The organism is Bacillus sp. RO2, from assembly GCF_012911845.1.
GTDB lineage: Bacteria > Bacillota > Bacilli > Bacillales > Bacillaceae_I > Sutcliffiella_A.
Window position 1 is genome coordinate 26,198 of sequence record NZ_JAAXCU010000018.1, and the last position, 22,361, is coordinate 48,558.

Sequence of the window (22,361 nt, forward strand, 5' to 3'; positions counted from 1 at the left end):
CTTTAAAGATAAGCATTTGGGTAGAACCTGTAGATTATAAGGGAGGTAGGCCCCTTGCTAGATGTTAATAATTTTGAATATATGAAAATAGGCCTTGCTTCACCCGACAAGATCAGATCCTGGTCTTTCGGGGAAGTCAAGAAGCCTGAGACAATTAACTATCGTACATTAAAGCCAGAAAAAGATGGGTTATTCTGCGAAAGAATTTTCGGTCCTACAAAAGACTGGGAATGTCACTGTGGTAAATACAAGCGCGTCCGTTATAAGGGCGTCGTTTGTGACCGCTGTGGTGTAGAAGTGACAAGAGCGAAAGTACGTCGTGAACGCATGGGTCACATCGAACTTGCTGCTCCTGTATCCCACATCTGGTACTTCAAAGGAATCCCAAGCCGCATGGGTCTTGTTCTTGACATGTCCCCACGTGCGCTTGAGGAAGTAATTTACTTTGCATCTTACGTGGTAACAGAAACAGGCGACACTCCTTTGGAGAAGAAGCAACTGCTTTCTGAAAAGGAATTCCGTGCATACCGTGAAAAGTATGGTCAAACATTCCAAGCTGCCATGGGTGCAGAGGCAATCAAGAAACTTCTTTTTGATATCGACTTAGAAAAAGAAGTAGATACACTAAAAGAAGAGCTTAAAACTGCTCAAGGCCAACGCCGTACAAGAGCAATTAAGCGTCTAGAAGTATTGGAATCCTTCAGAGGATCCGGCAACGAACCATCTTGGATGATCCTTGATGTACTTCCTGTCATTCCTCCTGAATTACGTCCGATGGTGCAATTGGATGGTGGTCGTTTTGCGACTTCTGACTTGAATGACTTGTATCGCCGTGTAATCAACCGTAACAACCGTTTAAAACGTCTTCTTGACCTTGGTGCCCCAAGCATCATCGTACAGAATGAAAAACGTATGTTACAAGAAGCTGTTGACGCACTTATCGACAATGGTCGCCGTGGCCGTCCTGTAACAGGACCTGGTAACCGTCCATTGAAATCTCTTTCTCACATGCTGAAAGGGAAGCAAGGTCGTTTCCGTCAGAACTTACTAGGAAAACGTGTTGACTACTCTGGTCGTTCCGTTATCGTAGTAGGACCTAACTTAAAAATGTACCAATGTGGATTACCGAAAGAAATGGCCCTTGAGCTATTCAAGCCTTTCGTAATGAAAGAACTTGTAGAACGCGGGCTTGCACATAACATTAAGAGTGCGAAGCGTAAGATCGAACGCGTACAACCTGAGGTTTGGGACGTATTGGAATCCGTTATTAAGGAACACCCAGTATTACTGAACCGCGCACCAACTCTACACAGACTAGGTATTCAAGCATTTGAACCTACCCTTGTAGAAGGCCGTGCTATTCGTCTACATCCTCTTGTATGTACTGCATACAATGCGGACTTTGACGGTGACCAAATGGCAGTTCACGTACCTCTTTCTGCTGAAGCACAGGCTGAAGCACGCATCTTGATGCTTGCTGCACAAAACATCCTTAACCCTAAGGATGGAAAACCTGTAGTAACACCTTCCCAGGATATGGTGCTTGGTAACTACTACTTAACACTAGAGCGAGAAAATGCTGTAGGTGAAGGAATGGTATTCAAGGATACGAATGAAGCGCTTATCGCTTATTCAAACGGCTATGTACATCTGCACACTCGTGTAGCGGTATATGCAGGATCCTTAAATAACGAAACATTTACCGAAGAGCAAAAACAAAAGCTTCTAATTACGACAGTAGGAAAGTTGATCTTCAACGAAATCCTGCCGCCGTCATTCCCTTACATTAACGAACCTACAAAGTTCAACTTAGAAGTGAACACTCCTGATAAATACTTTGTGGAAAAAGGTGCGAATGTAAAAGAAGCGATACAAGCACAAGAAATAATCGATCCATTTAAGAAGAAAATCCTTGGTAACATCATTGCAGAAGTGTTCAAACGCTTCAAGATCACGCAAACATCCGAAATGCTTGACCGCATGAAAAACCTTGGATTCCGTTACTCTACTAAAGCTGGTATCACCGTTGGTGTAGCAGATATCGTAGTTCTTAAAGAGAAAGATGAAATCTTGGTGGAAGCACAAACAAAAGTTGATACAGTCCTTAAGCAGTTCCGCCGTGGTTTAATCACAGAGGAAGAACGTTATGACCGCGTTATTTCCATCTGGAGTGCTGCTAAAGATAAGATCCAAGGGTTGCTAATGGCGTCCTTGCCACGCCTGAACCACATCTTCATGATGAGTGATTCCGGTGCCCGTGGTAACGCATCTAACTTTACACAGTTAGCTGGTATGCGTGGACTGATGGCCAACCCGTCTGGACGTATCATCGAATTACCAATCAAATCCAGTTTCCGTGAAGGTCTTACGGTATTGGAATACTTTATCTCTACTCACGGTGCGCGTAAAGGTCTTGCCGATACAGCACTGAAAACTGCCGATTCCGGTTACTTGACTCGTCGTCTTGTAGACGTGGCGCAGGATGTTATCGTTCGTGAGATGGATTGTGGAACAGACCGCGGTCTACACATCTCTTCTCTGAAAGATGGCACAGAAGTAGTAGAAAAGTTAGAAGAGCGTTTAGTTGGCCGATATGCAAGAAAAGCTGTGAAGCATCCTGAAACAGGGGAAGTTCTTGTTGCATCGAACGATTTAATCACTGAAGACCTTGCAACAACCATTGTAGAAGCAGGCGTGGAAGATGTTTGGATCCGCTCTGTGTTCACATGTGACACTCGTCATGGTGTATGTAAAAAATGTTACGGCCGCAACCTTGCGACAGGCTTAGAAGTAGAAGTGGGAGAAGCAGTAGGTATTATCGCTGCCCAATCTATTGGTGAGCCGGGAACTCAGTTGACGATGCGTACATTCCATACAGGTGGGGTTGCAGGAGACGATATTACACAAGGTTTACCGCGTATCCAAGAGATCTTCGAAGCGCGTAATCCTAAAGGTCAAGCGGTCATCTCTGAAATTGATGGTGTTGTTACATCTATCAACGAAGGTCGTGACCGTCAGCAAGAAATCACTGTCCAAGGTGAAGTGGAAACGAGAAACTACACAGTACCATACACTGGCCGCCTTAAAGTCGGCGTAAATTCAGAAGTATCACGTGGTCAGGAACTAACAGAAGGTTCCATCGATCCGAAAGAACTACTGAAAGTGAAAGATATGGTATCTGTACAGGAGTATCTATTGCTTGAAGTTCAAAAAGTATACCGTATGCAAGGGGTAGAAATCGGTGACAAGCACGTAGAAGTTATGGTTCGCCAGATGCTACGTAAAGTACGTGTTATTGATGCTGGTGATACAGATGTACTACCAGGAACACTGCTTGATGTTCACCAATTCACTGATGCAAACGAACGTGTACTTCTTGAAGGTAGAACACCTGCAACTGGACGCCCAGTATTACTAGGTATCACGAAAGCTTCTCTTGAAACGGATTCCTTCTTATCAGCAGCATCCTTCCAGGAAACGACTAGAGTCCTGACAGACGCAGCAATTAAAGGAAAACGTGATGAGCTACTAGGTCTTAAAGAGAATGTTATCATCGGTAAACTAGTTCCAGCTGGTACAGGTATGAACCGTTACCGCAAATTCGATCTAACGAAAGAAGTGGGCCAGGAAGAACCTGTAACAGTAGAATAAAAGGAAGATTGTCGGGCAGCCCCCGACAATCTTTTCAATGTTATTCGATAAAGTGTTGACATTCAAAAATAGAGATGGTAATATAGCAAAGGTGCTTATATAACCTGTTGCTTTGGAGGATATGTTAATGTCTTATGAAAAAGTGATGCAGGCAAACACCTTCATTGTTGGTACCAAACAAACAGTGAAGGCGCTGAAATCCGGAACAGTAAAAGAGGTTGTCATTGCAGAGGATGCTGATGTGATTGTCACACAGAAAGTTGTCCAAACTGCCAATGAGCACAACATACCAGTCTTAAAAGTAGATTCGATGAAAAAACTCGGAAAAGCTTGCGGGATTGAAGTGGGTGCCTCCGCTGTTGCGATCATTCATTAAAAACTGTTTTTGTGAGTGCAGATTCGCAAAGACTTTGTTTTTTACCTAAAAATGAACCACCTGGATATGTGGTCTTAAAACACTAGGAAGGAGGAAATATTAATGCCTACTATTAACCAGTTAGTCCGCAAAGGACGTACAAGTAAAGTTGTAAAGTCAAAATCTCCAGCTTTGAACAAAGGTTATAACAGTTTCAAGAAGGCTCAAACTGATGTGTCTTCACCTCAAAAACGTGGTGTATGTACTCGTGTTGGTACAATGACTCCAAAGAAACCGAACTCCGCATTACGTAAATATGCTCGTGTTCGTTTAACTAACCAAATTGAGGTAACTGCTTATATCCCAGGTATCGGTCACAACCTACAAGAGCACAGCGTAGTATTAATTCGCGGCGGTCGTGTAAAAGACTTACCAGGGGTACGTTACCACATCGTTCGTGGAGCACTTGATACTGCGGGAGTTAACAACCGTATGCAAGGTCGTTCTAAATATGGTACTAAGAGACCAAAAGCACCTAAGAAGTAATAAACTTCAAACTGCTTAACATTAAGTTACCCGAAAGGAGGAAAATAATATGCCACGTAAAGGCCCTGTTGCAAAAAGAGACGTATTACCAGATCCGTTATACAACTCTAAATTAGTAACTCGTCTTGTAAATAAATTAATGATCGATGGTAAGAGAGGAAAATCTCAAGCTATCATCTATAACGCATTCAAACTAGTTGGTGAGCGTTCCGGACAAGAACCTATGGAAGTGTTCGAACAAGCTATGAAAAACATCATGCCTGTTCTTGAAGTTAGAGCACGTCGTGTAGGTGGAGCAAACTACCAAGTACCTGTAGAGGTGCGCCCAGATCGTCGTACAACTCTTGGACTTCGTTATTTAGTTAACTACTCTCGTCTTCGTGGAGAGAAAACGATGGAAGAGCGTTTAGCTAATGAAATCCTTGATGCTGCTAACAACACTGGTGCTTCCGTTAAGAAGCGTGAAGATATGCACAAAATGGCAGAAGCAAACAAAGCGTTTGCTCACTACCGCTGGTAAGATCACATATTATCTGGAGCTGTTAAGACAAGTACTTAACAGCTTTCGGTATAAATTAAATCTAGTTACTTAGGAAGGAGAAATACACTATGGCAAGAGAGTTCTCCTTAGATAAAACACGTAATATCGGTATCATGGCTCACATCGATGCTGGTAAAACAACAACAACTGAGCGTGTTTTGTTCTACACAGGACGTATTCACAAAATTGGTGAAACTCACGAAGGTGCTTCTCAAATGGACTGGATGGAGCAGGAGCAAGAGCGTGGAATCACGATCACATCTGCTGCGACAACAGCTCAATGGAAAGGTCACCGCGTAAACATTATCGATACACCTGGTCACGTAGACTTCACTGTTGAAGTAGAACGTTCCCTACGTGTACTTGATGGTGCGGTAGCAGTTCTTGATGCCCAATCAGGAGTTGAGCCTCAAACTGAAACAGTTTGGCGCCAAGCTACAACTTATGGTGTTCCACGTATCGTGTTCGTTAACAAGATGGACAAGATCGGTGCAGACTTCTTATATTCTGTAGGAACTATCCATGATCGCCTTCAAGCTAATGCTCATCCAATTCAACTTCCTATCGGAGCTGAAGATGAGTTTGAAGGTATCATCGACTTAGTAGAGATGAAAGCATTCTACTACGAAGATGACTTAGGTACTCGTTCTGAAGCGAAAGATATTCCAGCTGAGTACAAAGACAAAGCAGACGAATATCGTCAACGCTTAGTGGAAGCAGTAGCAGAATTGGATGAAGAATTAATGATGAAATACCTTGAAGGAGAAGAGCTTACTACTGAAGAGTTGAAAGCGACTATCCGTAAAGGTACTTGTGACGTTAACTTCTACCCAGTAATCTGTGGTTCTGCATTCAAAAACAAAGGTGTTCAATTAATGCTTGACGCTGTTATTGATTACCTTCCAGCGCCAACAGACGTACCTGCAATCAAAGGTATCGTTCCTGACACTGAAGAAGAAGTAACTCGTGAATCTGGAGACGACAACCCGTTTGCTGCTCTTGCATTCAAAGTTATGACTGACCCTTATGTAGGTAAATTAACGTTCTTCCGTGTGTACTCTGGTACATTAAACTCCGGATCTTACGTAATCAACTCTACAAAAGGTAAGCGTGAGCGTGTAGGACGTATCCTACAAATGCACGCAAACAGCCGTGAAGAGATTCCTGTTGTATATTCTGGAGATATCGCTGCTGCAGTTGGTCTTAAAGACACAACTACTGGTGACACGCTATGTGACGATAAAAACCAAGTTATCTTGGAGTCCATGGAGTTCCCAGAGCCGGTTATCCAATTGTCTGTTGAGCCTAAATCCAAGGCTGACCAAGACAAAATGACAACTGCTCTTCAAAAGCTACAAGAAGAAGATCCTACTTTCCGTGCACATACAGATCAGGAAACTGGTCAAACAATCATCGCAGGTATGGGTGAGCTTCACCTTGATATCCTAGTTGATCGTATGAAGCGTGAATTCAAAGTAGAAGCAAACGTTGGTGCACCTCAGGTTGCTTACCGTGAAACGTTCCGTGGATCTGCTAAGGTTGAAGGTAAATTTGCTCGTCAATCTGGTGGACGTGGTCAATTCGGACACGTTTGGATCGAATTTGAACCAAACGAAGAAGGAAAAGGCTTCGAATTTGAAAACAAAATCGTAGGTGGGGTTGTACCTCGTGAATACGTACCTGCAGTTCAAGCTGGTCTTGAAGATGCAATGGCGAACGGTGTACTAGCTGGTTACCCTCTAATCGATGTTAAAGCAGCATTGGTTGATGGTTCTTACCATGACGTTGACTCCTCTGAGATGGCGTTTAAAGTAGCTGCATCTTTAGCTCTTAAAAATGCAGTATCCAAATGTAACCCTGTAATCCTTGAGCCTGTCATGAAAGTTGAAGTAGTGACACCTGAAGAGTACATGGGAGACATCATGGGTGGTATCACTTCCCGTCGTGGTCGTGTAGAAGGTATGGAAGCTCGCGGTAACGCTCAAGTTGTTCGCGCTATGGTTCCACTATCTGAAATGTTTGGTTATGCAACATCCCTACGTTCTAACACACAAGGACGTGGAGTGTTCACAATGCATTTCGATCACTATGAAGAAGTACCAAAATCGATTTCTGAAGAAATCATCAAAAAAAATAAAGGTGAATAATTGATTTTCACCTAATCTTGTTTTATAAATAGTATGTAGGTTAATAAGTGGAAATCACTTGTTAATAACATATAAAATAAAAATTAATGAAATTCTAAGGAGGATATAACAATGGGTAAAGAGAAATTCGATAGATCCAAGACTCATGCTAATATCGGTACAATCGGTCACGTTGACCACGGTAAAACAACTTTAACAGCTGCAATCACTACTGTTCTTGCTAAGAAGAGCGGTAAAGGTGCTGCAATGGCATACGACATGATCGATGCTGCTCCAGAAGAAAGAGAGCGTGGAATCACAATTTCTACAGCTCACGTTGAGTACGAAACTGATACTCGTCACTATGCGCACGTTGACTGCCCAGGACATGCTGACTATGTTAAAAACATGATCACTGGTGCTGCTCAAATGGACGGCGGAATCCTAGTAGTATCTGCTGCTGACGGCCCAATGCCACAAACTCGTGAGCACATCCTTCTTTCTCGTCAAGTAGGTGTACCTTACCTAGTAGTATTCTTAAACAAATGCGACATGGTAGACGATGAAGAATTATTAGAACTAGTTGAAATGGAAGTTCGTGACCTTCTTTCTGAGTACGATTTCCCTGGAGACGATGTTCCTGTAATCAAAGGTTCTGCTCTTAAAGCTCTTGAAGGAGACGCTGAGTGGGAAGAAAGAATCGTTGAGCTTATGGCTGCAGTTGATGACTACATCCCAACACCAGCTCGTGACACTGAAAAGCCATTCATGATGCCAGTTGAGGACGTATTCTCTATCACTGGTCGTGGAACAGTTGCTACTGGACGTGTTGAGCGTGGACAAGTTAAAGTTGGTGACACTATCGAAATCATCGGTTTAACTGAAGAGCCTAAATCTACTACTGTAACTGGAGTAGAAATGTTCCGTAAGCTTCTTGACTATGCTGAAGCTGGAGACAACATCGGTGCACTTCTTCGTGGGGTTGCTCGTGACGACATCCAACGTGGACAAGTATTAGCTAAGCCTGGTACAATCACTCCACACACAAAGTTCAAAGCTGAAGTTTACGTACTATCTAAAGAAGAGGGTGGACGTCACACTCCATTCTTCACAAACTACCGTCCTCAGTTCTACTTCCGTACAACTGACGTAACTGGTATTTGTAACCTACCTGAAGGTATCGAAATGGTTATGCCTGGCGACAACGTTGAGATGACTGTTGAGCTTATCTCTCCAATCGCTATCGAAGAAGGAACTAAGTTCTCTATTCGTGAAGGTGGACGTACTGTAGGCGCTGGTGTTGTAGCGACTATCCAAGAGTAATTTTTGGATCTATCATAGATCTTTTTATAAGCCGGCATCCCGATTGAGGGTTGCCGGCTTTTTGATTTTGTTTTTTTAAGGGAGTGTGGGAGGGTGAGGTGCTGCTTTGGAATACTGGTAATGTTATGTGCCGAATGAAAAGTAGTCATAAAACAAAAAACGTTTAATAATAGTTAGATATTTATAAATAACACCTCGTTTTAAGTGCTGCAAAAATCGTTCGGTCATTTTTCGCTTTCCTTCGGACAAAAACTACTAACTTAAAGGGGAGGTTCGGTCAACTTAATTTTTATTTTGGTCAATTTCTGAAAAACTTTGATCAACTATCGGATTTCTTCGGTCAATTTCAAAGAAACTTCGGCTAACTTTACGAAAACTTCGGACAATTGACATTAGCAGCCCTCATCGGCCACTAATAATGATTATGCAACCACATCCACCAGTACCCTCCGGTCCAATCGTCGATCACACCCCCATACAACATCTTTGATAATACTCAAAATAACCTCTTTCTTCTATATAAATAACAACCATCTTCCACTGGAAAAAACTGAAACGAATAAATCTCTTGCCCACTTGTTGCAATAAACCTCACTTCTCGTTATAATATGAAAAGTGCTCAGAGATTTATTTGAAATATAGTTGCATTGTCTATTAACACCATGTATAATAGGTAATGTTGGTCTTTGACTGCGATGATGTGAAAGGTTGCTGGCACACCCGGCCGCTTTGCCATGGCGAGTGTGACAGGTTAATTTTCACGGAGAATGTCTATCAATAATATAGGCGAAAAAAGGAGGGAAAAATAATGGCAAAAGAAAAGATTCGCATTCGTTTAAAAGCTTATGATCACAGAATTCTAGATCAATCTTCTGAGAAGATCGTTGAAACTGCAAAACGTTCAGGTGCAACTGTTTCTGGTCCTATTCCGTTGCCAACGGAAAGATCTGTATACACAATCTTACGTGCGGTACACAAATATAAAGATTCTCGTGAGCAATTCGAAATGCGCACTCATAAGCGCTTAATCGACATCATTAATCCAACACCACAAACGGTTGACAGCTTAATGCGTTTAGACCTACCATCTGGTGTAGATATCGAAATCAAGCTTTAATCAATAAATTACTTAATTAATCTAGGAGGTGTGACTGATGACCAAAGGAATCTTAGGAAGAAAAGTTGGTATGACTCAAGTTTTTGCTGAAAACGGCGATCTTATCCCTGTAACAGTAATTGAAGCTACACCAAACGTTGTACTTCAAGTTAAAACTGTTGAAACAGACGGATACGAAGCGGTTCAGATTGGTTTTGCTGACAAACGCGATAAATTAGCGAACAAGCCTTTAAAAGGACACGTTGCTAAAGCGAACACAGCACCTAAGCGCTTCATTCGTGAAATCAGTGGAGCTAACTTAGAAGTTGGTCAAGAAGTCAAAGTTGATATTTTCGCAGAAGGCGATGTAGTAGATGTAACAGGAATCTCAAAGGGTAAAGGTTTCCAAGGCTCAATTAAGCGCCATAACCAATCTCGTGGCCCAATGAGTCACGGTTCCCGTTATCACCGTCGTCCTGGTTCTATGGGACCTGTTGCTCCAAACCGTGTTTTCAAAGGTAAACTATTACCTGGACGCATGGGTGGAGAGCGCATTACTATCCAGAACCTTGAGATCGTGAAAGTAGACGTAGAACGTAACCTATTACTTGTTAAAGGTAACGTACCTGGTCCAAAAAAATCTTTAATCACAATTAAAAGTGCTATAAAAGCAAACTAATTGTTTAGGAAAGGAGGAACTACAAATGCCTAAAGTAGCATTATACAACCAAGCTGGCGCAAACGTTGGTGAAGTTGAATTAGCAGATGCTGTATTCGGTATTGAGCCAAATAACAGCGTATTGTTCGATGCGATCGTTATGCAAAGAGCATCTCAACGTCAAGGTACTGCAAAAGTAAAAGGACGTTCTGAAGTAGCAGGTGGTGGACGCAAACCATGGCGTCAAAAGGGTACTGGTCGTGCTCGTCAAGGATCTATCCGCTCTCCACAATGGCGTGGTGGTGGTATCGTATTCGGTCCTACACCAAGAAGCTACAGCTACAAACTTCCTAAAAAAGTTCGTCGCTTAGCTATCAAATCTGCATTATCATCTAAGGTATTAGAAAACGAACTATTAGTATTAGAAGGATTAGCTTTTGATGCACCAAAAACAAAAGAAATGACTTCTGTATTAAAAGGTTTAGAAATCAATCGTAAAGCGTTGATCGTAACAGCTGACGCTGACGAAAACGTTGCTTTATCTGCTCGTAACATTCCTGGAGTAACAGTTGTTACAGTAACTGGTGTGAACGTATTAGACGTTGTTAACCACGATAAAGTAATCTTTACGAAAGACGCTGTTCAAAAATTAGAGGAGGTGCTTGCATAATGAGAGATCATCGTGATGTTCTTAAGCGCCCCGTGATTACTGAGCGTTCTACAGATTTAATGACTGAAAAGAAATATACTTTTGAAGTAGATGTTAGAGCTAATAAAACTGAAGTTAAAGACGCTGTTGAAGCGATCTTTGGCGTAGATGTTGAAAAAGTAAACATCATGAACTACAAAGGTAAATTCCGTCGTGTAGGTCGTCATAGCGGATTAACTAACCGTCGTAGAAAAGCTATCGTAACTTTAAAAGCTGATAGCAAAGAAATCGAATTCTTCGAGGTTTAATACAAAAATAATAACATCATCGAAAAGGAGGGAACATGATGGCGATTAAAAAATACAAACCAACCTCTAATGGACGTCGTGGCATGACAGTTTCTGATTTTGCTGAGATCACTACAGACAAACCAGAAAAAAGCTTGCTTCAACCGTTACACAGAAAAGGTGGTCGTAATAACCAAGGTAAATTGACTGTACGTCACCAAGGTGGTGGACACAAACGTCAATACCGCGTCATCGACTTTAAACGTGATAAAGATGGTATACCAGGACGCGTTGCTACAATCGAGTACGATCCTAACCGTTCCGCTAATATCGCGTTAATCAATTATGCAGATGGGGAAAAGCGTTACATCCTAGCTCCTAAGAACTTAGAAGTGGGAATGACTGTAATGGCTGGTCCTGAAGCAGACATCAAAGTAGGAAATGCATTACCACTAATCAACATCCCAGTTGGTACTGTAATCCACAACATCGAGTTAAAACCAGGTAAAGGTGGACAATTAGTTCGCTCTGCAGGAACTTCTGCTCAAGTACTTGGTAAAGAAGGTAAATACGTACTTGTACGTTTAACTTCTGGTGAAACTCGTATGATTCTATCCACTTGCCGCGCTACTGTAGGTCAAGTTGGTAACGAACAACACGAACTTATCAACATTGGTAAAGCAGGACGTTCTCGTTGGATGGGTATTCGCCCAACTGTACGTGGTTCTGTAATGAACCCTAACGATCACCCACACGGTGGTGGTGAAGGACGTTCTCCAATCGGACGTAAGTCACCTATGACTCCTTGGGGCAAACCGACTCTTGGATTCAAAACTCGTAAGAAAAAGAACAAGTCTGACAAATTTATCGTTCGTCGTCGTAAAAAATAACGGGGTTGTACTACGGTTCAACGGAGCCGTAGAGCAATCACGAAGGGAGGTTTCCACATGGGTCGCAGCTTGAAAAAAGGGCCTTTTGTAGATGATCATTTAATGAACAAGATTGAAAAGTTAAATGAAACTGAGGGTAAACAAGTTGTTAAAACTTGGTCTCGTCGTTCTACTATTTTCCCACAATTTATCGGACATACAATCGCTGTATATGATGGCCGTAAACACGTACCAGTATATGTGACAGAAGACATGGTAGGTCACAAGCTTGGAGAATTCGCTCCATCTCGTGCTTACAAAGGTCACGGAAATGATGATAAGAAAACAAAACGCTAATTAGAGAGGAGGCTTTTACATGCAAGCTAAAGCTGTTGCAAGAACAGTTCGTATTGCTCCTCGTAAAGCTCGTCTAGTTATGGATTTAATTCGAGGCAAGCAAGTAGGCGAAGCGGTAGCTATTTTGGCATTAACTCCAAAAGCTGCTTCACCAGTAATCGAAAAGGTTCTAAAGTCCGCTATTGCAAATGCAGAGCACAATTTTGAAATGGACGCAAACTCACTAGTTGTAACAGAGGCATACGTTAACGAAGGTCCAACTTTGAAACGTTTCCGCCCTCGTGCAATGGGTCGTGCGAGCCAAATTAACAAACGTACTAGCCACATTACAATCGTGGTATCAGAAAAGAAGGAGGGATAACCAGTGGGTCAAAAGGTAAATCCGATCGGTCTTCGTGTAGGAGTCATTCGTGACTGGGAGTCCAAATGGTACGCAGGCAAAGATTATGCTAACCTGCTACATGAAGACATCAAAGTTCGCGAATACATCGCAAAACGTCTAAATGACGCATCTGTTTCTAAAGTAGAAATCGAACGTGCTGCAAACCGTCTGAACGTTACTGTTCACACTGCTAAGCCAGGTATGGTTATTGGTAAAGGTGGTACGGAAGTTGAAGCATTACGTAAAGCACTTAACCAATTAACTGGTAAACGTGTACACATCAACATTTTAGAGGTTAAGAGAGCAGATCTTGATGCTAAATTAGTAGCTGAAAACATCGCTCGTCAATTAGAAAACCGCGTATCTTTCCGTCGTGCTCAAAAGCAATCACTTCAACGTGCAATGCGCGCTGGTGCGAAAGGTATTAAAACGATGGTTTCTGGTCGCTTAGGCGGAGCAGATATCGCTCGTTCTGAACATTATAGTGAGGGTACAGTTCCACTTCATACTCTTCGCGCTGATATTGACTATGGTACAGCAGAAGCTGATACAACTTACGGTAAATTAGGTGTGAAAGTATGGATCTACCGTGGAGAGGTCCTTCCTACGAAGAAGAAAACTGAGGAAGGAGGAAAATAATTATGTTATTACCAAAACGCGTAAAATATCGCCGCGAACATCGTGGAAAAATGCGTGGTAAAGCGAAAGGCGGTACAGAAGTACATTTCGGAGAGTTCGGATTACAATCTCTTGAAGCTTCTTGGATCACTAACCGTCAAATCGAAGCTGCGCGTCGTGCGATGACTCGTTACATGAAACGTGGCGGTAAAGTTTGGATTAAAATTTTCCCTTCAAAACCATACACTGCAAAACCTCTAGAGGTCCGAATGGGTTCCGGTAAAGGTGCTCCAGAAGGATGGGTAGCAGTTGTTAAACCTGGAAAGGTTATGTTTGAAATTTCAGGTGTATCTGAAGAAGTAGCTCGTGAAGCATTACGTTTAGCTATGCACAAGTTGCCAGTTAAATGTAAGTTCGTAAAACGTGAAGAAATTGGTGGTGAATCTAATGAAAGCTAATGAACTACGCGACTTAACCACTGCCGAGATTGAACAAAAAGTGAAATCTTTAAAAGAAGAGTTATTTAACCTACGCTTTCAATTAGCGACTGGTCAATTAGAAAACACTGCTCGTATTCGCGAAGTACGTAAGTCAATCGCTCGTATGAAAACAGTAGTTCGCGAGAGAGAGATCGCTTCTAACAAATAATCAAGAGGAGGTTCGCGAAAATGAGTGAACGTAACCAACGTAAAGTTTACACTGGTCGTGTTGTTTCCGATAAAATGGATAAAACAATCACAGTACTAGTTGAAACTTACAAAACTCACCCACTCTACGGCAAACGTGTTAAGTACTCTAAAAAGTACAAAGCGCATGATGAGAATAGCACGGCTAAAACTGGCGACATCGTAAAAATCATGGAGACTCGTCCATTATCTTCTACGAAGCGTTTCCGTTTGCTAGAGGTTGTAGAGAAAGCTGTAATTATCTAATATATAAGTTCGGATATTTAATTCCGAAGGGAGGTACCATGCATGATTCAACAAGAATCTCGTTTGAAAGTTGCTGATAACTCAGGTGCTCGTGAAGTGCTTGCTATTAAAGTACTAGGTGGATCTGGTCGTCGTTACGCTAACATTGGTGATGTAATTGTTTGTACAGTGAAACAAGCAACACCAGGAGGCGTTGTTAAAAAAGGTGACGTAGTGAAAGCTGTTGTAGTACGTACAAAGCGCGGAGTTCGTCGTAATGACGGTTCATACATCCGTTTCGATGAGAACGCATGCGTAATCATCAAGGATGATAAGAGCCCTCGTGGAACTCGTATCTTCGGACCAGTTGCACGTGAACTACGTGATAACAACTACATGAAGATTGTATCTTTAGCTCCAGAAGTTCTGTAATAAATCGAAAAGATGTTTGTCAAGGAGGTGCGAAAGGATGCATGTCAAAAAAGGTGATAAAGTTGTAGTTATCTCTGGTAAGGATAAAGGGAAACAAGGAGTTATTCTTGAATCTTATCCTAAGAAAGACCGTGTTCTTGTAGAAGGTATCAACGTGATCAAAAAGCACGCTAAACCATCTCAAGAAAATCCTCAAGGTGGAATCATCAACCGTGAGGCACCTATTCATGTATCAAACGTTATGCCTTTAGATCCTAAGTCCGGTGAACCGACTCGTGTAGGATACAAGGTAGTTGACGGTAAAAAAGTACGTGTTGCAACAAAATCAGGTGAACAATTAGATAAATAGAACGTTTAAGAAAGGAGGTACTTTTGATGAACCGCCTAAAAGAAAAGTATCAAAGCGAAATTATTCCTGCTCTAATGGGCAAGTTTAACTATAAATCTGTGATGCAAGCTCCAAAGCTTGAGAAAATCGTTATCAACATGGGTGTTGGTGATGCAGTAGCAAACTCTAAGGCTTTAGACGCAGCTGTTGAAGAGTTAACTTCAATCACTGGTCAAAAACCTGTTGTAACAAGAGCGAAAAAATCTATCGCTGGTTTCCGTCTTCGTGAAGGAATGCCTATCGGTGCGAAAGTTACATTACGCGGTGAGCGTATGTACGAATTCCTAGATAAGTTAGTATCTGTTTCTCTACCACGTGTTCGTGACTTCCGTGGAATCTCTAAAAAGTCTTTCGACGGTCGTGGAAACTACACTCTTGGAGTGAAAGAGCAACTTATCTTCCCTGAAATTGATTACGATAAAGTTAGCAAAGTTCGTGGTATGGATATCGTTATCGTTACTACTGCTAACACTGATGAAGAAGCTCGTGAGCTTTTAACATCATTCGGAATGCCATTCCAAAAATAATACCAGCGTGTGGTAGAGGGAGGCGAAAATGTGGCTAAAAAATCAATGATTGCGAAACAAAAGCGCACACCAAAATATAACGTGCAGGCTTACACTCGTTGCGAACGTTGTGGACGTCCCCACTCTGTAATCCGTAAGTTTAAGCTTTGCCGTATTTGTTTCCGTGAATTAGCTTATAAAGGCCAAATTCCTGGCGTTAAAAAAGCAAGTTGGTAAAACCCGATAATTGGGAAGGAGGTAAATTAAATGGTTATGACAGATCCTATTGCAGATATGCTTACTCGCATCCGCAATGCGAACATGGTACGTCACGAGAAGCTTGAACTTCCTGCTTCTAAAATCAAAAAAGAAGTTGCTGAAATCTTAAAGCGTGAAGGTTTCGTACGTGACGTAGAATTTATCGAAGACAACAAACAAGGTATCATTCGTATTTTCTTGAAATACGGTGCAAACAACGAGCGTGTTATTACTGGTCTTAAGCGTATCAGTAAGCCTGGTCTTCGTGTTTATGCAAAAGCAAATGAAGTACCTCGTGTATTAAACGGTTTAGGTATTGCGATCATCTCTACTTCTCAAGGTGTTATCACTGATAAAGAAGCTCGTCAAAAACAAGCTGGTGGAGAAGTATTAGCATACGTTTGGTAATAAATTTCTTTAAATGAACGGAGGTGTAACTATGTCACGTGTAGGTAAAAAACCTATTGAAATCCCAACTGGGGTTACAATTACAAACGACAACAACACAGTTACCGTAAAAGGTCCTAAAGGTGAATTAACTCGTACATTCAGCCAAGATATGGCTATTACAGTTGAAGAGAACGTATTAACAGTAGTACGTCCTTCTGAAAGCAAAGAACACCGTACAATCCACGGAACAACTCGTGCACTTTTAAACAACATGGTTCAAGGTGTTACAACTGGTTTCGAAAGAGGATTGGAACTTATCGGGGTAGGTTACCGTGCATCTAAGCAAGGTAACAAACTAGTTCTTAACGTTGGTTACTCTCATCCAGTTGAGATCACTCCTGAACAGGGGATCGAAGTGGAAGTACCGGCAAACACAAAGATCGTTATTAAAGGTATTGATAAAGAGCGCGTAGGTGCTTTAGCAGCTAACATTCGTGACGTTCGCCCACCAGAGCCTTACAAAGGTAAAGGTATTCGTTATGAAGGTGAACAAGTACGTCGTAAAGAAGGTAAAACTGCTAAGTAATACGGCATAAGCAGATAGAAAGGAGTGACTGCACGATGATTACAAAACCTGATAAGAATTCTACTCGTAAGAAAAGACACACTCGTGTTCGTGCTAAGTTATCAGGAACTGCAACTCGTCCACGTTTAAATGTGTTCCGTTCCAACCAACACATTTACGCTCAAGTGATCGACGATACTAACGCTGTAACAATCGCAAGTGCTTCTACACTTGACAAAGATGTAACAGCAAACGGTAGCAACGTTGAGTCCGCTAAAGCAGTTGGAGAACTTGTTGCAAAGCGCGCAATTGAAAAAGGAATCAAATCAGTAGTATTCGACCGCGGTGGATACTTATATCACGGCCGTGTGAAAGCATTAGCAGATGCTGCACGTGAGGCTGGTCTAGAATTTTAATCGACAAAGGAGGGACACTGATGCGTCGTATTGATCCAAACAAATTAGAACTTGAAGAACGCGTTGTTACGGTTAACCGCGTTGCGAAAGTAGTAAAAGGTGGACGTCGTTTCCGCTTTGCTGCTCTTGTAGTAGTAGGAGATAAAAACGGTAATGTTGGTTTTGGTACTGGTAAAGCTCAAGAGGTACCTGAAGCAATCCGTAAAGCAATTGAAGATGCGAAAAAGAACTTGGTTGCTGTACCTATCGTTGGTACAACAATTCCTCACCAAGTACTTGGTGAGTTCGGTTCTGGTGAAATCCTATTGAAACCTGCTTCTGAAGGTACAGGGGTTATCGCTGGAGGACCAGTTCGTGCGGTACTTGAGTTAGCGGGTGTTCAAGACATCCTTTCTAAATCTTTAGGATCTAACACACCAATCAACATGATCCGTGCAACACTTAACGGATTAAAGCAATTGAAACGTGCAGAGGACGTTGCTAAATTGCGTGGTAAAACGGTAGAAGAACTGTTAGGATAAGGAGGGAAACAAAATGGCGAACAAATTAGCAATCACCCTCACTCGCAGTGTAATCGGTCGTCCACAAGATCAACGTGCGACTGTTCAAACTCTTGGTTTGAAAAAGATGCACCAAACAGTTGTCCATGAGGATAACGCAGCTATCCGTGGAATGATTAACAAGGTATCTCACCTTGTTACTGTGAAAGAGCAATAAATAGAAACGGTTTTTTAAATAAGGAGGTGCCACAATGAAACTTCATGAGTTAAAACCTAACGAAGGATCTCGTAAAGAGCGCAACCGTGTAGGTCGCGGAACTGGTTCTGGTAACGGAAAAACTTCTGGTAAAGGTCATAAAGGTCAAAATGCACGCTCTGGCGGTGGCGTTCGTCCTGGATTCGAAGGTGGTCAAACACCTCTATTCCAACGCTTACCTAAGCGCGGATTCACGAACATCAATCGCAAAGAGTACGCAATTATCAACCTTGATACTTTAAACCGCTTTGACGAAGGAACTGAAGTTACTCCTGAATTACTTGTTGAAACAGGTTTAGTTAGCAAATTAAACGCTGGTCTTAAAGTATTGGGTAATGGTTCTATCGAGAAAAAGCTTACAGTTCGTGCTCATAAATTCTCCTCAGCAGCTAAGGAAGCTATCGAAGCAGCTGGCGGTTCAGTTGAGGTGATTTAATGTTCCAGACATTCTCCAATTTTATGCGCGTGGGTGATATAAGAAAGAAAATTGTCTTCACCCTATTAATGTTAGTAATATTCCGTATCGGTACGTTTATCCCAGTACCAGGGGTGAACTCTGACATTTTGAAATTCCAGGATGAACTTAGTGTTTTTGGTATCCTGAATACTTTTGGTGGTGGAGCTCTTCAGAACTTCTCTATTCTTGCCATGGGTGTAATGCCATACATCACAGCGTCCATCATTGTGCAGTTATTGCAAATGGATGTTGTTCCGAAATTTACGGAGTGGTCAAAACAAGGAGAAGCTGGACGTCGCAAATTAGCTCAATTCACTAGGTATTTCACCATTGTACTTGGTTTCATCCAGGCAATTGGTATGTCGATCGGTTTCAATACAATGGCCAATGGTCAATTGATTATGAATCCGACTTTCACTACTTATCTGCTTATAGCATTAGTGTTAACAGCAGGAACTGCATTCTTGATGTGGCTTGGTGAGCAAATCACGGCACATGGCGTAGGAAACGGAATCTCCATTCTAATCTTCGCTGGTATCGTATCTGCAATCCCAACCGGCGCAAATCAGATTTACGCATCTTTAATCCAGGATGCTGGTGATCAGTTGTTCTTAAATCTTGTTATTGTTGCACTCATCATCCTTGCAATCTTGGCTGTAATCGTAGGTGTAATCTTCATTCAACAAGCGTTACGTAAAATTCCGATTCAGTATGCGAAGAAGACGGCAGGTCGCGCTCCTACTGGTGGAGGACACACTACACACTTACCTTTAAAGGTTAATGCAGCAGGGGTAATTCCGGTTATCTTTGCAGTATCCTTTATCATTACACCACCGACAATCGCTTCATTCTTTAACGAGAATGCTGTGACTAGATGGATCATTAGTACGTTTGACTATACGAATCCAATCGGTATGGTTGTATATGTAGCTCTTATAATTGCCTTCACTTACTTCTACACATTTGTTCAGTCTAATCCTGAACAGATGGCAGAAAACTTAAAGAAACAAGGCGGATATATTCCAGGAATTCGTCCTGGTTTAAATACACAGGAATATTTGACAAAGATTATTTACCGACTAACATTTGTTGGGGCATTATTCTTAGCAGCTATTTCTATCCTACCTATTATCTTTATGAGCTTTGCAGGTCTTCCTGCAGCAGTGCAGATTGGCGGTACTAGTCTATTAATCGTCGTAGGTGTAGCACTTGAGACGATGAAACAACTAGAAAGCCAGTTAGTGAAGCGTCATTATAAAGGGTTCATCAAGTAATGAAGTAATTGGGATAAATTTATCCCAATATACTTCACAAGATACTGAGGGGGCAAAAAGATGAATTTAGTTCTAATGGGACTTCCGGGTGCCGGTAAAGGTACTCAAGCAGAACGAATTGTCGAAAAGTACAATATCCCTCATATCTCTACTGGAGATATGTTTCGTGCTGCTATGAAGGAAGAAACTGAACTAGGCATGAAAGCCAAGTCTTTCATGGATCAAGGTCAGCTTGTTCCGGATGAAGTGACGATCGGTATCGTTCGTGAAAGATTAGAAAAAGAAGATTGCAAAGACGGCTTTCTATTAGACGGTTTCCCAAGAACGGTTCCCCAAGCAGATGCACTTGAGCAAATGCTAGAAGAACTAGGTCGTAAAATTGACTTTGTCATCAACGTCAATGTGGACCAAAGCATTCTTATGGAACGTTTAACAGGGCGTCGTATCTGTAAAGATTGCGGAGCTACTTATCATTTGGTATTCAACCCGCCTGCAAAGGATGGCGTTTGTGACAAATGTGGAGGAGAGCTTTACCAACGTGCTGATGACAACGAAGAGACAGTGGGTAACCGTCTTGAAGTTAACGTGAAACAATCTAAGCCATTGTTAGACTTTTATGAGTCCAAAGGCTATCTTCGCAACATTAATGGCCAACAAGCGATCGATAAAGTATTCGCTGATATAGAAGAACTTCTTGGAGGTCGTGCGTAATGATTATCTGTAAAACTCCTCGTGAACTTGAGATCATGAGAGAAGCAGGTAGAATTGTCGCTCTGACACACCAAGAATTAAAAAAGCACATTGTACCTGGTGTAACAACGAAGCAATTGGATGATATTGCTGAGAAATTCATCCGCAAACATGATGCAATTCCTTCGTTTAAGGGGTATAATGGTTTTCGCGGAAGCATCTGCGCTTCTGTTAATGAAGAACTTGTTCATGGTATTCCCGGCGATCGTGTTCTGAAAGACGGAGATATCATTAGCATAGATATTGGTGCTAAGTATAATGGTTACCACGGTGACTCCGCTTGGACGTATGCTGTAGGTAACATATCCGATGAAACAAAGCGATTACTTGAAGTCACGGAACAATCATTGTATGAAGGCATCAAGGAAGTAAAACCGGGCGCTCGTCTCTCTGATGTATCCCATGCGATTCAAACGTATGCGGAAGCACACGATTTTTCAATTGTGAGAGAGTATGTAGGGCATGGAATTGGTCAAGACTTACATGAAGACCCACAAATTCCTCATTATGGACCTCCTAATAAAGGTCCACGGTTAAAACCTGGTATGGTTCTTGCAATTGAACCAATGGTCAATGCAGGCACCCGCTACGTAAAAACGCTAGCAGATGACTGGACTGTTGTTACTGTTGACGGTAAAATGTGTGCTCATTTTGAACATACGGTCGCTATTACAGAAACAGGCTACGAGATCTTAACAAAAGCCTAAGAGGTGATATTGCTTGATCGAATCTGATTCGACTTTGCAAGTAGGCCAAATTGTTTCGATTACTCAAGGCAGAGATGCCGGACAGTATGCCGTAATTATTAAAATTCTTGATGAGCGTTTTGTCGTCCTAGCGGATGGAGACAAGCGGAAGTTTGACCGCCCAAAGAAAAAGAACATTCATCATCTTGAATTTTTTGATTACGTGTCTCCAGAAGTTCAGAACAGTATGAAGGAAACAGGCCGTGTGACAAATGGGAAGCTGCGTTTTGCACTAACCAAGTATGTCAATGAGCTTGTTACTGATTTGAAGAAGGGAGAACTTAATTAATGGCGAAAGACGATGTAATTGAAGTAGAAGGTACGGTCATTGAGACTTTACCAAATGCTATGTTTAAAGTAGAATTGGAAAATGGTCATACTGTGTTGGCTCATGTATCTGGGAAAATACGTATGCACTTTATTCGAATCCTACCAGGAGATAAAGTAACGGTGGAGCTTTCTCCATACGATTTAACACGCGGTAGAATTACGTATCGTTTTAAATAAACCTATTTTAGCACTCCGTACTATCAGGGAGGTAATATAAGATGAAAGTGAGACCATCTGTTAAGCCGATCTGCGAAAAATGTAAAGTTATTCGTAGAAAAGGCAAAGTCATGGTTATTTGTGAAAACCCGAAACACAAACAAAAACAAGGATAACTTGAGGGAGGTGCGCATATATGGCACGTATTGCTGGTGTTGATGTTCCTCGCGACAAGCGCGTTGTAATTTCATTAACATACATTTTCGGTATTGGTCGTTCTACAGCTGAGAAAGTATTGGCTGAAGCTGGTGTTTCTGAAGAAACTCGCGTTCGCGACTTAACGGAAGAAGAATTAGGAAAGATTCGTGACATCGTAGACAAAATTAAAGTTGAGGGAGACCTTCGTCGTGAAGTATCTCTAAACATTAAACGTCTTATCGAGATCGGTTGCTACCGTGGTCTTCGTCACCGTCGTGGTTTACCGGTTCGCGGTCAAAACACTAAAAACAACGCTCGTACACGTAAAGGACCTCGTCGTACTGTAGCAAACAAAAAGAAATAATTTTAA

The 22,361-nt window shown here is 41.9% G+C and carries 34 protein-coding genes; all 34 read left to right on the forward strand.

What is annotated here, in order from left to right; all coding sequences use genetic code 11:
* Positions 1–54: 54 nt before the first annotated feature.
* Complete coding sequence (gene rpoC / locus HF078_RS02525; protein ID WP_169289719.1) at positions 55–3,651, forward strand: DNA-directed RNA polymerase subunit beta'; 3,597 nt, start codon at positions 55–57, stop codon at positions 3,649–3,651.
* 127 nt (positions 3,652–3,778) lie between these two features.
* Positions 3,779–4,027, forward strand: a complete 249-nt coding sequence (locus HF078_RS02530; protein ID WP_010191478.1) for a 50S ribosomal protein L7ae-like protein — start codon at positions 3,779–3,781, stop codon at positions 4,025–4,027.
* A 102-nt stretch (positions 4,028–4,129) separates the two neighbouring features.
* Entirely contained in the window at positions 4,130–4,552 is a 423-nt protein-coding gene (rpsL, locus tag HF078_RS02535) for a 30S ribosomal protein S12 (RefSeq protein WP_010191479.1), read from the forward strand.
* A 49-nt stretch (positions 4,553–4,601) separates the two neighbouring features.
* Positions 4,602–5,072: a 30S ribosomal protein S7 gene (gene rpsG / locus HF078_RS02540; protein ID WP_010191480.1), complete on the forward strand. Its 471-nt coding sequence runs from the start codon at positions 4,602–4,604 to the stop codon at positions 5,070–5,072.
* An 89-nt stretch (positions 5,073–5,161) separates the two neighbouring features.
* The gene (fusA, locus tag HF078_RS02545; protein WP_168864271.1) at positions 5,162–7,240 is read left to right on the forward strand and encodes an elongation factor G; all 2,079 of its coding nucleotides are present in this window, start codon (positions 5,162–5,164) and stop codon (positions 7,238–7,240) included.
* Between the two features lie 111 nt (positions 7,241–7,351).
* Entirely contained in the window at positions 7,352–8,542 is a 1,191-nt protein-coding gene (gene tuf / locus HF078_RS02550) for an elongation factor Tu (protein WP_168864270.1), read from the forward strand.
* Positions 8,543–9,350: 808 nt separating this feature from the next.
* Positions 9,351–9,659, forward strand: coding sequence for a 30S ribosomal protein S10 (gene rpsJ / locus HF078_RS02555; RefSeq protein WP_010191483.1), 309 nt, complete (start codon positions 9,351–9,353; stop codon positions 9,657–9,659).
* A gap of 37 nt (positions 9,660–9,696) precedes the next feature.
* Positions 9,697–10,317 (forward strand): 50S ribosomal protein L3, encoded by a 621-nt coding sequence (rplC, locus tag HF078_RS02560; protein WP_168864269.1) that lies wholly within the window; start codon positions 9,697–9,699, stop codon positions 10,315–10,317.
* A 25-nt stretch (positions 10,318–10,342) separates the two neighbouring features.
* Positions 10,343–10,966: a 50S ribosomal protein L4 gene (rplD, locus tag HF078_RS02565; protein ID WP_088016681.1), complete on the forward strand. Its 624-nt coding sequence runs from the start codon at positions 10,343–10,345 to the stop codon at positions 10,964–10,966.
* Positions 10,966–11,253 carry a 50S ribosomal protein L23 gene (gene rplW, locus HF078_RS02570; RefSeq protein ID WP_010191491.1) on the forward strand — a complete coding sequence of 96 codons (288 nt, stop codon included), beginning with the start codon at positions 10,966–10,968 and terminating at the stop codon, positions 11,251–11,253. The genes rplD and rplW overlap by 1 nt, the downstream gene beginning before the upstream one ends.
* A 38-nt stretch (positions 11,254–11,291) precedes the next feature.
* Positions 11,292–12,122 (forward strand): 50S ribosomal protein L2, encoded by an 831-nt coding sequence (gene rplB, locus HF078_RS02575; RefSeq protein ID WP_148990122.1) that lies wholly within the window; start codon positions 11,292–11,294, stop codon positions 12,120–12,122.
* A 57-nt stretch (positions 12,123–12,179) separates the two neighbouring features.
* The gene (gene rpsS / locus HF078_RS02580; RefSeq protein WP_060666604.1) at positions 12,180–12,458 is read left to right on the forward strand and encodes a 30S ribosomal protein S19; all 279 of its coding nucleotides are present in this window, start codon (positions 12,180–12,182) and stop codon (positions 12,456–12,458) included.
* A gap of 19 nt (positions 12,459–12,477) precedes the next feature.
* On the forward strand, positions 12,478–12,819 hold the full coding sequence (gene rplV / locus HF078_RS02585; RefSeq protein WP_010191496.1) for a 50S ribosomal protein L22: 342 nt from the start codon (positions 12,478–12,480) through the stop codon (positions 12,817–12,819).
* 3 nt (positions 12,820–12,822) lie between these two features.
* Positions 12,823–13,479, forward strand: coding sequence for a 30S ribosomal protein S3 (gene rpsC / locus HF078_RS02590; protein ID WP_060666603.1), 657 nt, complete (start codon positions 12,823–12,825; stop codon positions 13,477–13,479).
* 2 nt (positions 13,480–13,481) lie between these two features.
* A complete protein-coding gene (gene rplP / locus HF078_RS02595; protein WP_010191498.1) occupies positions 13,482–13,916 on the forward strand; it encodes a 50S ribosomal protein L16 in 435 nt (144 codons plus the stop codon).
* Complete coding sequence (rpmC, locus tag HF078_RS02600; RefSeq protein WP_010191499.1) at positions 13,906–14,106, forward strand: 50S ribosomal protein L29; 201 nt, start codon at positions 13,906–13,908, stop codon at positions 14,104–14,106. The genes rplP and rpmC overlap by 11 nt, the downstream gene beginning before the upstream one ends.
* A 20-nt stretch (positions 14,107–14,126) precedes the next feature.
* Complete coding sequence (gene rpsQ, locus HF078_RS02605; protein ID WP_060666602.1) at positions 14,127–14,390, forward strand: 30S ribosomal protein S17; 264 nt, start codon at positions 14,127–14,129, stop codon at positions 14,388–14,390.
* Positions 14,391–14,432: 42 nt separating this feature from the next.
* The gene (rplN, locus tag HF078_RS02610; RefSeq protein WP_010191501.1) at positions 14,433–14,801 is read left to right on the forward strand and encodes a 50S ribosomal protein L14; all 369 of its coding nucleotides are present in this window, start codon (positions 14,433–14,435) and stop codon (positions 14,799–14,801) included.
* 37 nt (positions 14,802–14,838) lie between these two features.
* Positions 14,839–15,150: a 50S ribosomal protein L24 gene (gene rplX, locus HF078_RS02615; protein WP_010191502.1), complete on the forward strand. Its 312-nt coding sequence runs from the start codon at positions 14,839–14,841 to the stop codon at positions 15,148–15,150.
* Positions 15,151–15,176: 26 nt separating this feature from the next.
* Positions 15,177–15,716 (forward strand): 50S ribosomal protein L5, encoded by a 540-nt coding sequence (gene rplE, locus HF078_RS02620; RefSeq protein WP_168864267.1) that lies wholly within the window; start codon positions 15,177–15,179, stop codon positions 15,714–15,716.
* Positions 15,717–15,746: 30 nt separating this feature from the next.
* Positions 15,747–15,932: a type Z 30S ribosomal protein S14 gene (locus HF078_RS02625; protein ID WP_060666600.1), complete on the forward strand. Its 186-nt coding sequence runs from the start codon at positions 15,747–15,749 to the stop codon at positions 15,930–15,932.
* 30 nt (positions 15,933–15,962) lie between these two features.
* Entirely contained in the window at positions 15,963–16,361 is a 399-nt protein-coding gene (gene rpsH / locus HF078_RS02630) for a 30S ribosomal protein S8 (RefSeq protein WP_010191507.1), read from the forward strand.
* A 31-nt stretch (positions 16,362–16,392) separates the two neighbouring features.
* Positions 16,393–16,929: a 50S ribosomal protein L6 gene (rplF, locus tag HF078_RS02635; RefSeq protein ID WP_060666599.1), complete on the forward strand. Its 537-nt coding sequence runs from the start codon at positions 16,393–16,395 to the stop codon at positions 16,927–16,929.
* A gap of 35 nt (positions 16,930–16,964) precedes the next feature.
* A complete protein-coding gene (rplR, locus tag HF078_RS02640) occupies positions 16,965–17,324 on the forward strand; it encodes a 50S ribosomal protein L18 (RefSeq protein ID WP_060666598.1) in 360 nt (119 codons plus the stop codon).
* 20 nt (positions 17,325–17,344) lie between these two features.
* The gene (rpsE, locus tag HF078_RS02645; RefSeq protein WP_060666597.1) at positions 17,345–17,845 is read left to right on the forward strand and encodes a 30S ribosomal protein S5; all 501 of its coding nucleotides are present in this window, start codon (positions 17,345–17,347) and stop codon (positions 17,843–17,845) included.
* A gap of 13 nt (positions 17,846–17,858) precedes the next feature.
* A complete protein-coding gene (gene rpmD / locus HF078_RS02650) occupies positions 17,859–18,041 on the forward strand; it encodes a 50S ribosomal protein L30 (RefSeq protein WP_060666596.1) in 183 nt (60 codons plus the stop codon).
* A gap of 34 nt (positions 18,042–18,075) precedes the next feature.
* The gene (rplO, locus tag HF078_RS02655) at positions 18,076–18,516 is read left to right on the forward strand and encodes a 50S ribosomal protein L15 (RefSeq protein ID WP_169289720.1); all 441 of its coding nucleotides are present in this window, start codon (positions 18,076–18,078) and stop codon (positions 18,514–18,516) included.
* Positions 18,516–19,811: a preprotein translocase subunit SecY gene (gene secY / locus HF078_RS02660; RefSeq protein WP_060666594.1), complete on the forward strand. Its 1,296-nt coding sequence runs from the start codon at positions 18,516–18,518 to the stop codon at positions 19,809–19,811. Before rplO ends, secY begins: the two co-directional genes overlap by 1 nt.
* A gap of 60 nt (positions 19,812–19,871) precedes the next feature.
* Positions 19,872–20,522 carry an adenylate kinase gene (locus HF078_RS02665; protein ID WP_060666593.1) on the forward strand — a complete coding sequence of 217 codons (651 nt, stop codon included), beginning with the start codon at positions 19,872–19,874 and terminating at the stop codon, positions 20,520–20,522.
* A complete protein-coding gene (map, locus tag HF078_RS02670) occupies positions 20,522–21,268 on the forward strand; it encodes a type I methionyl aminopeptidase (RefSeq protein WP_010191515.1) in 747 nt (248 codons plus the stop codon). The genes HF078_RS02665 and map overlap by 1 nt, the downstream gene beginning before the upstream one ends.
* Before the next feature lie 13 nt (positions 21,269–21,281).
* Positions 21,282–21,596: a KOW domain-containing RNA-binding protein gene (locus HF078_RS02675; RefSeq protein WP_060666591.1), complete on the forward strand. Its 315-nt coding sequence runs from the start codon at positions 21,282–21,284 to the stop codon at positions 21,594–21,596.
* Positions 21,596–21,814, forward strand: a complete 219-nt coding sequence (gene infA / locus HF078_RS02680; RefSeq protein ID WP_010191517.1) for a translation initiation factor IF-1 — start codon at positions 21,596–21,598, stop codon at positions 21,812–21,814. Before HF078_RS02675 ends, infA begins: the two co-directional genes overlap by 1 nt.
* Before the next feature lie 41 nt (positions 21,815–21,855).
* A complete protein-coding gene (gene rpmJ / locus HF078_RS02685) occupies positions 21,856–21,969 on the forward strand; it encodes a 50S ribosomal protein L36 (RefSeq protein ID WP_003156543.1) in 114 nt (37 codons plus the stop codon).
* A 20-nt stretch (positions 21,970–21,989) separates the two neighbouring features.
* Positions 21,990–22,355: a 30S ribosomal protein S13 gene (rpsM, locus tag HF078_RS02690; protein ID WP_060666590.1), complete on the forward strand. Its 366-nt coding sequence runs from the start codon at positions 21,990–21,992 to the stop codon at positions 22,353–22,355.
* The last annotated feature ends 6 nt before the right edge of the window (positions 22,356–22,361 follow it).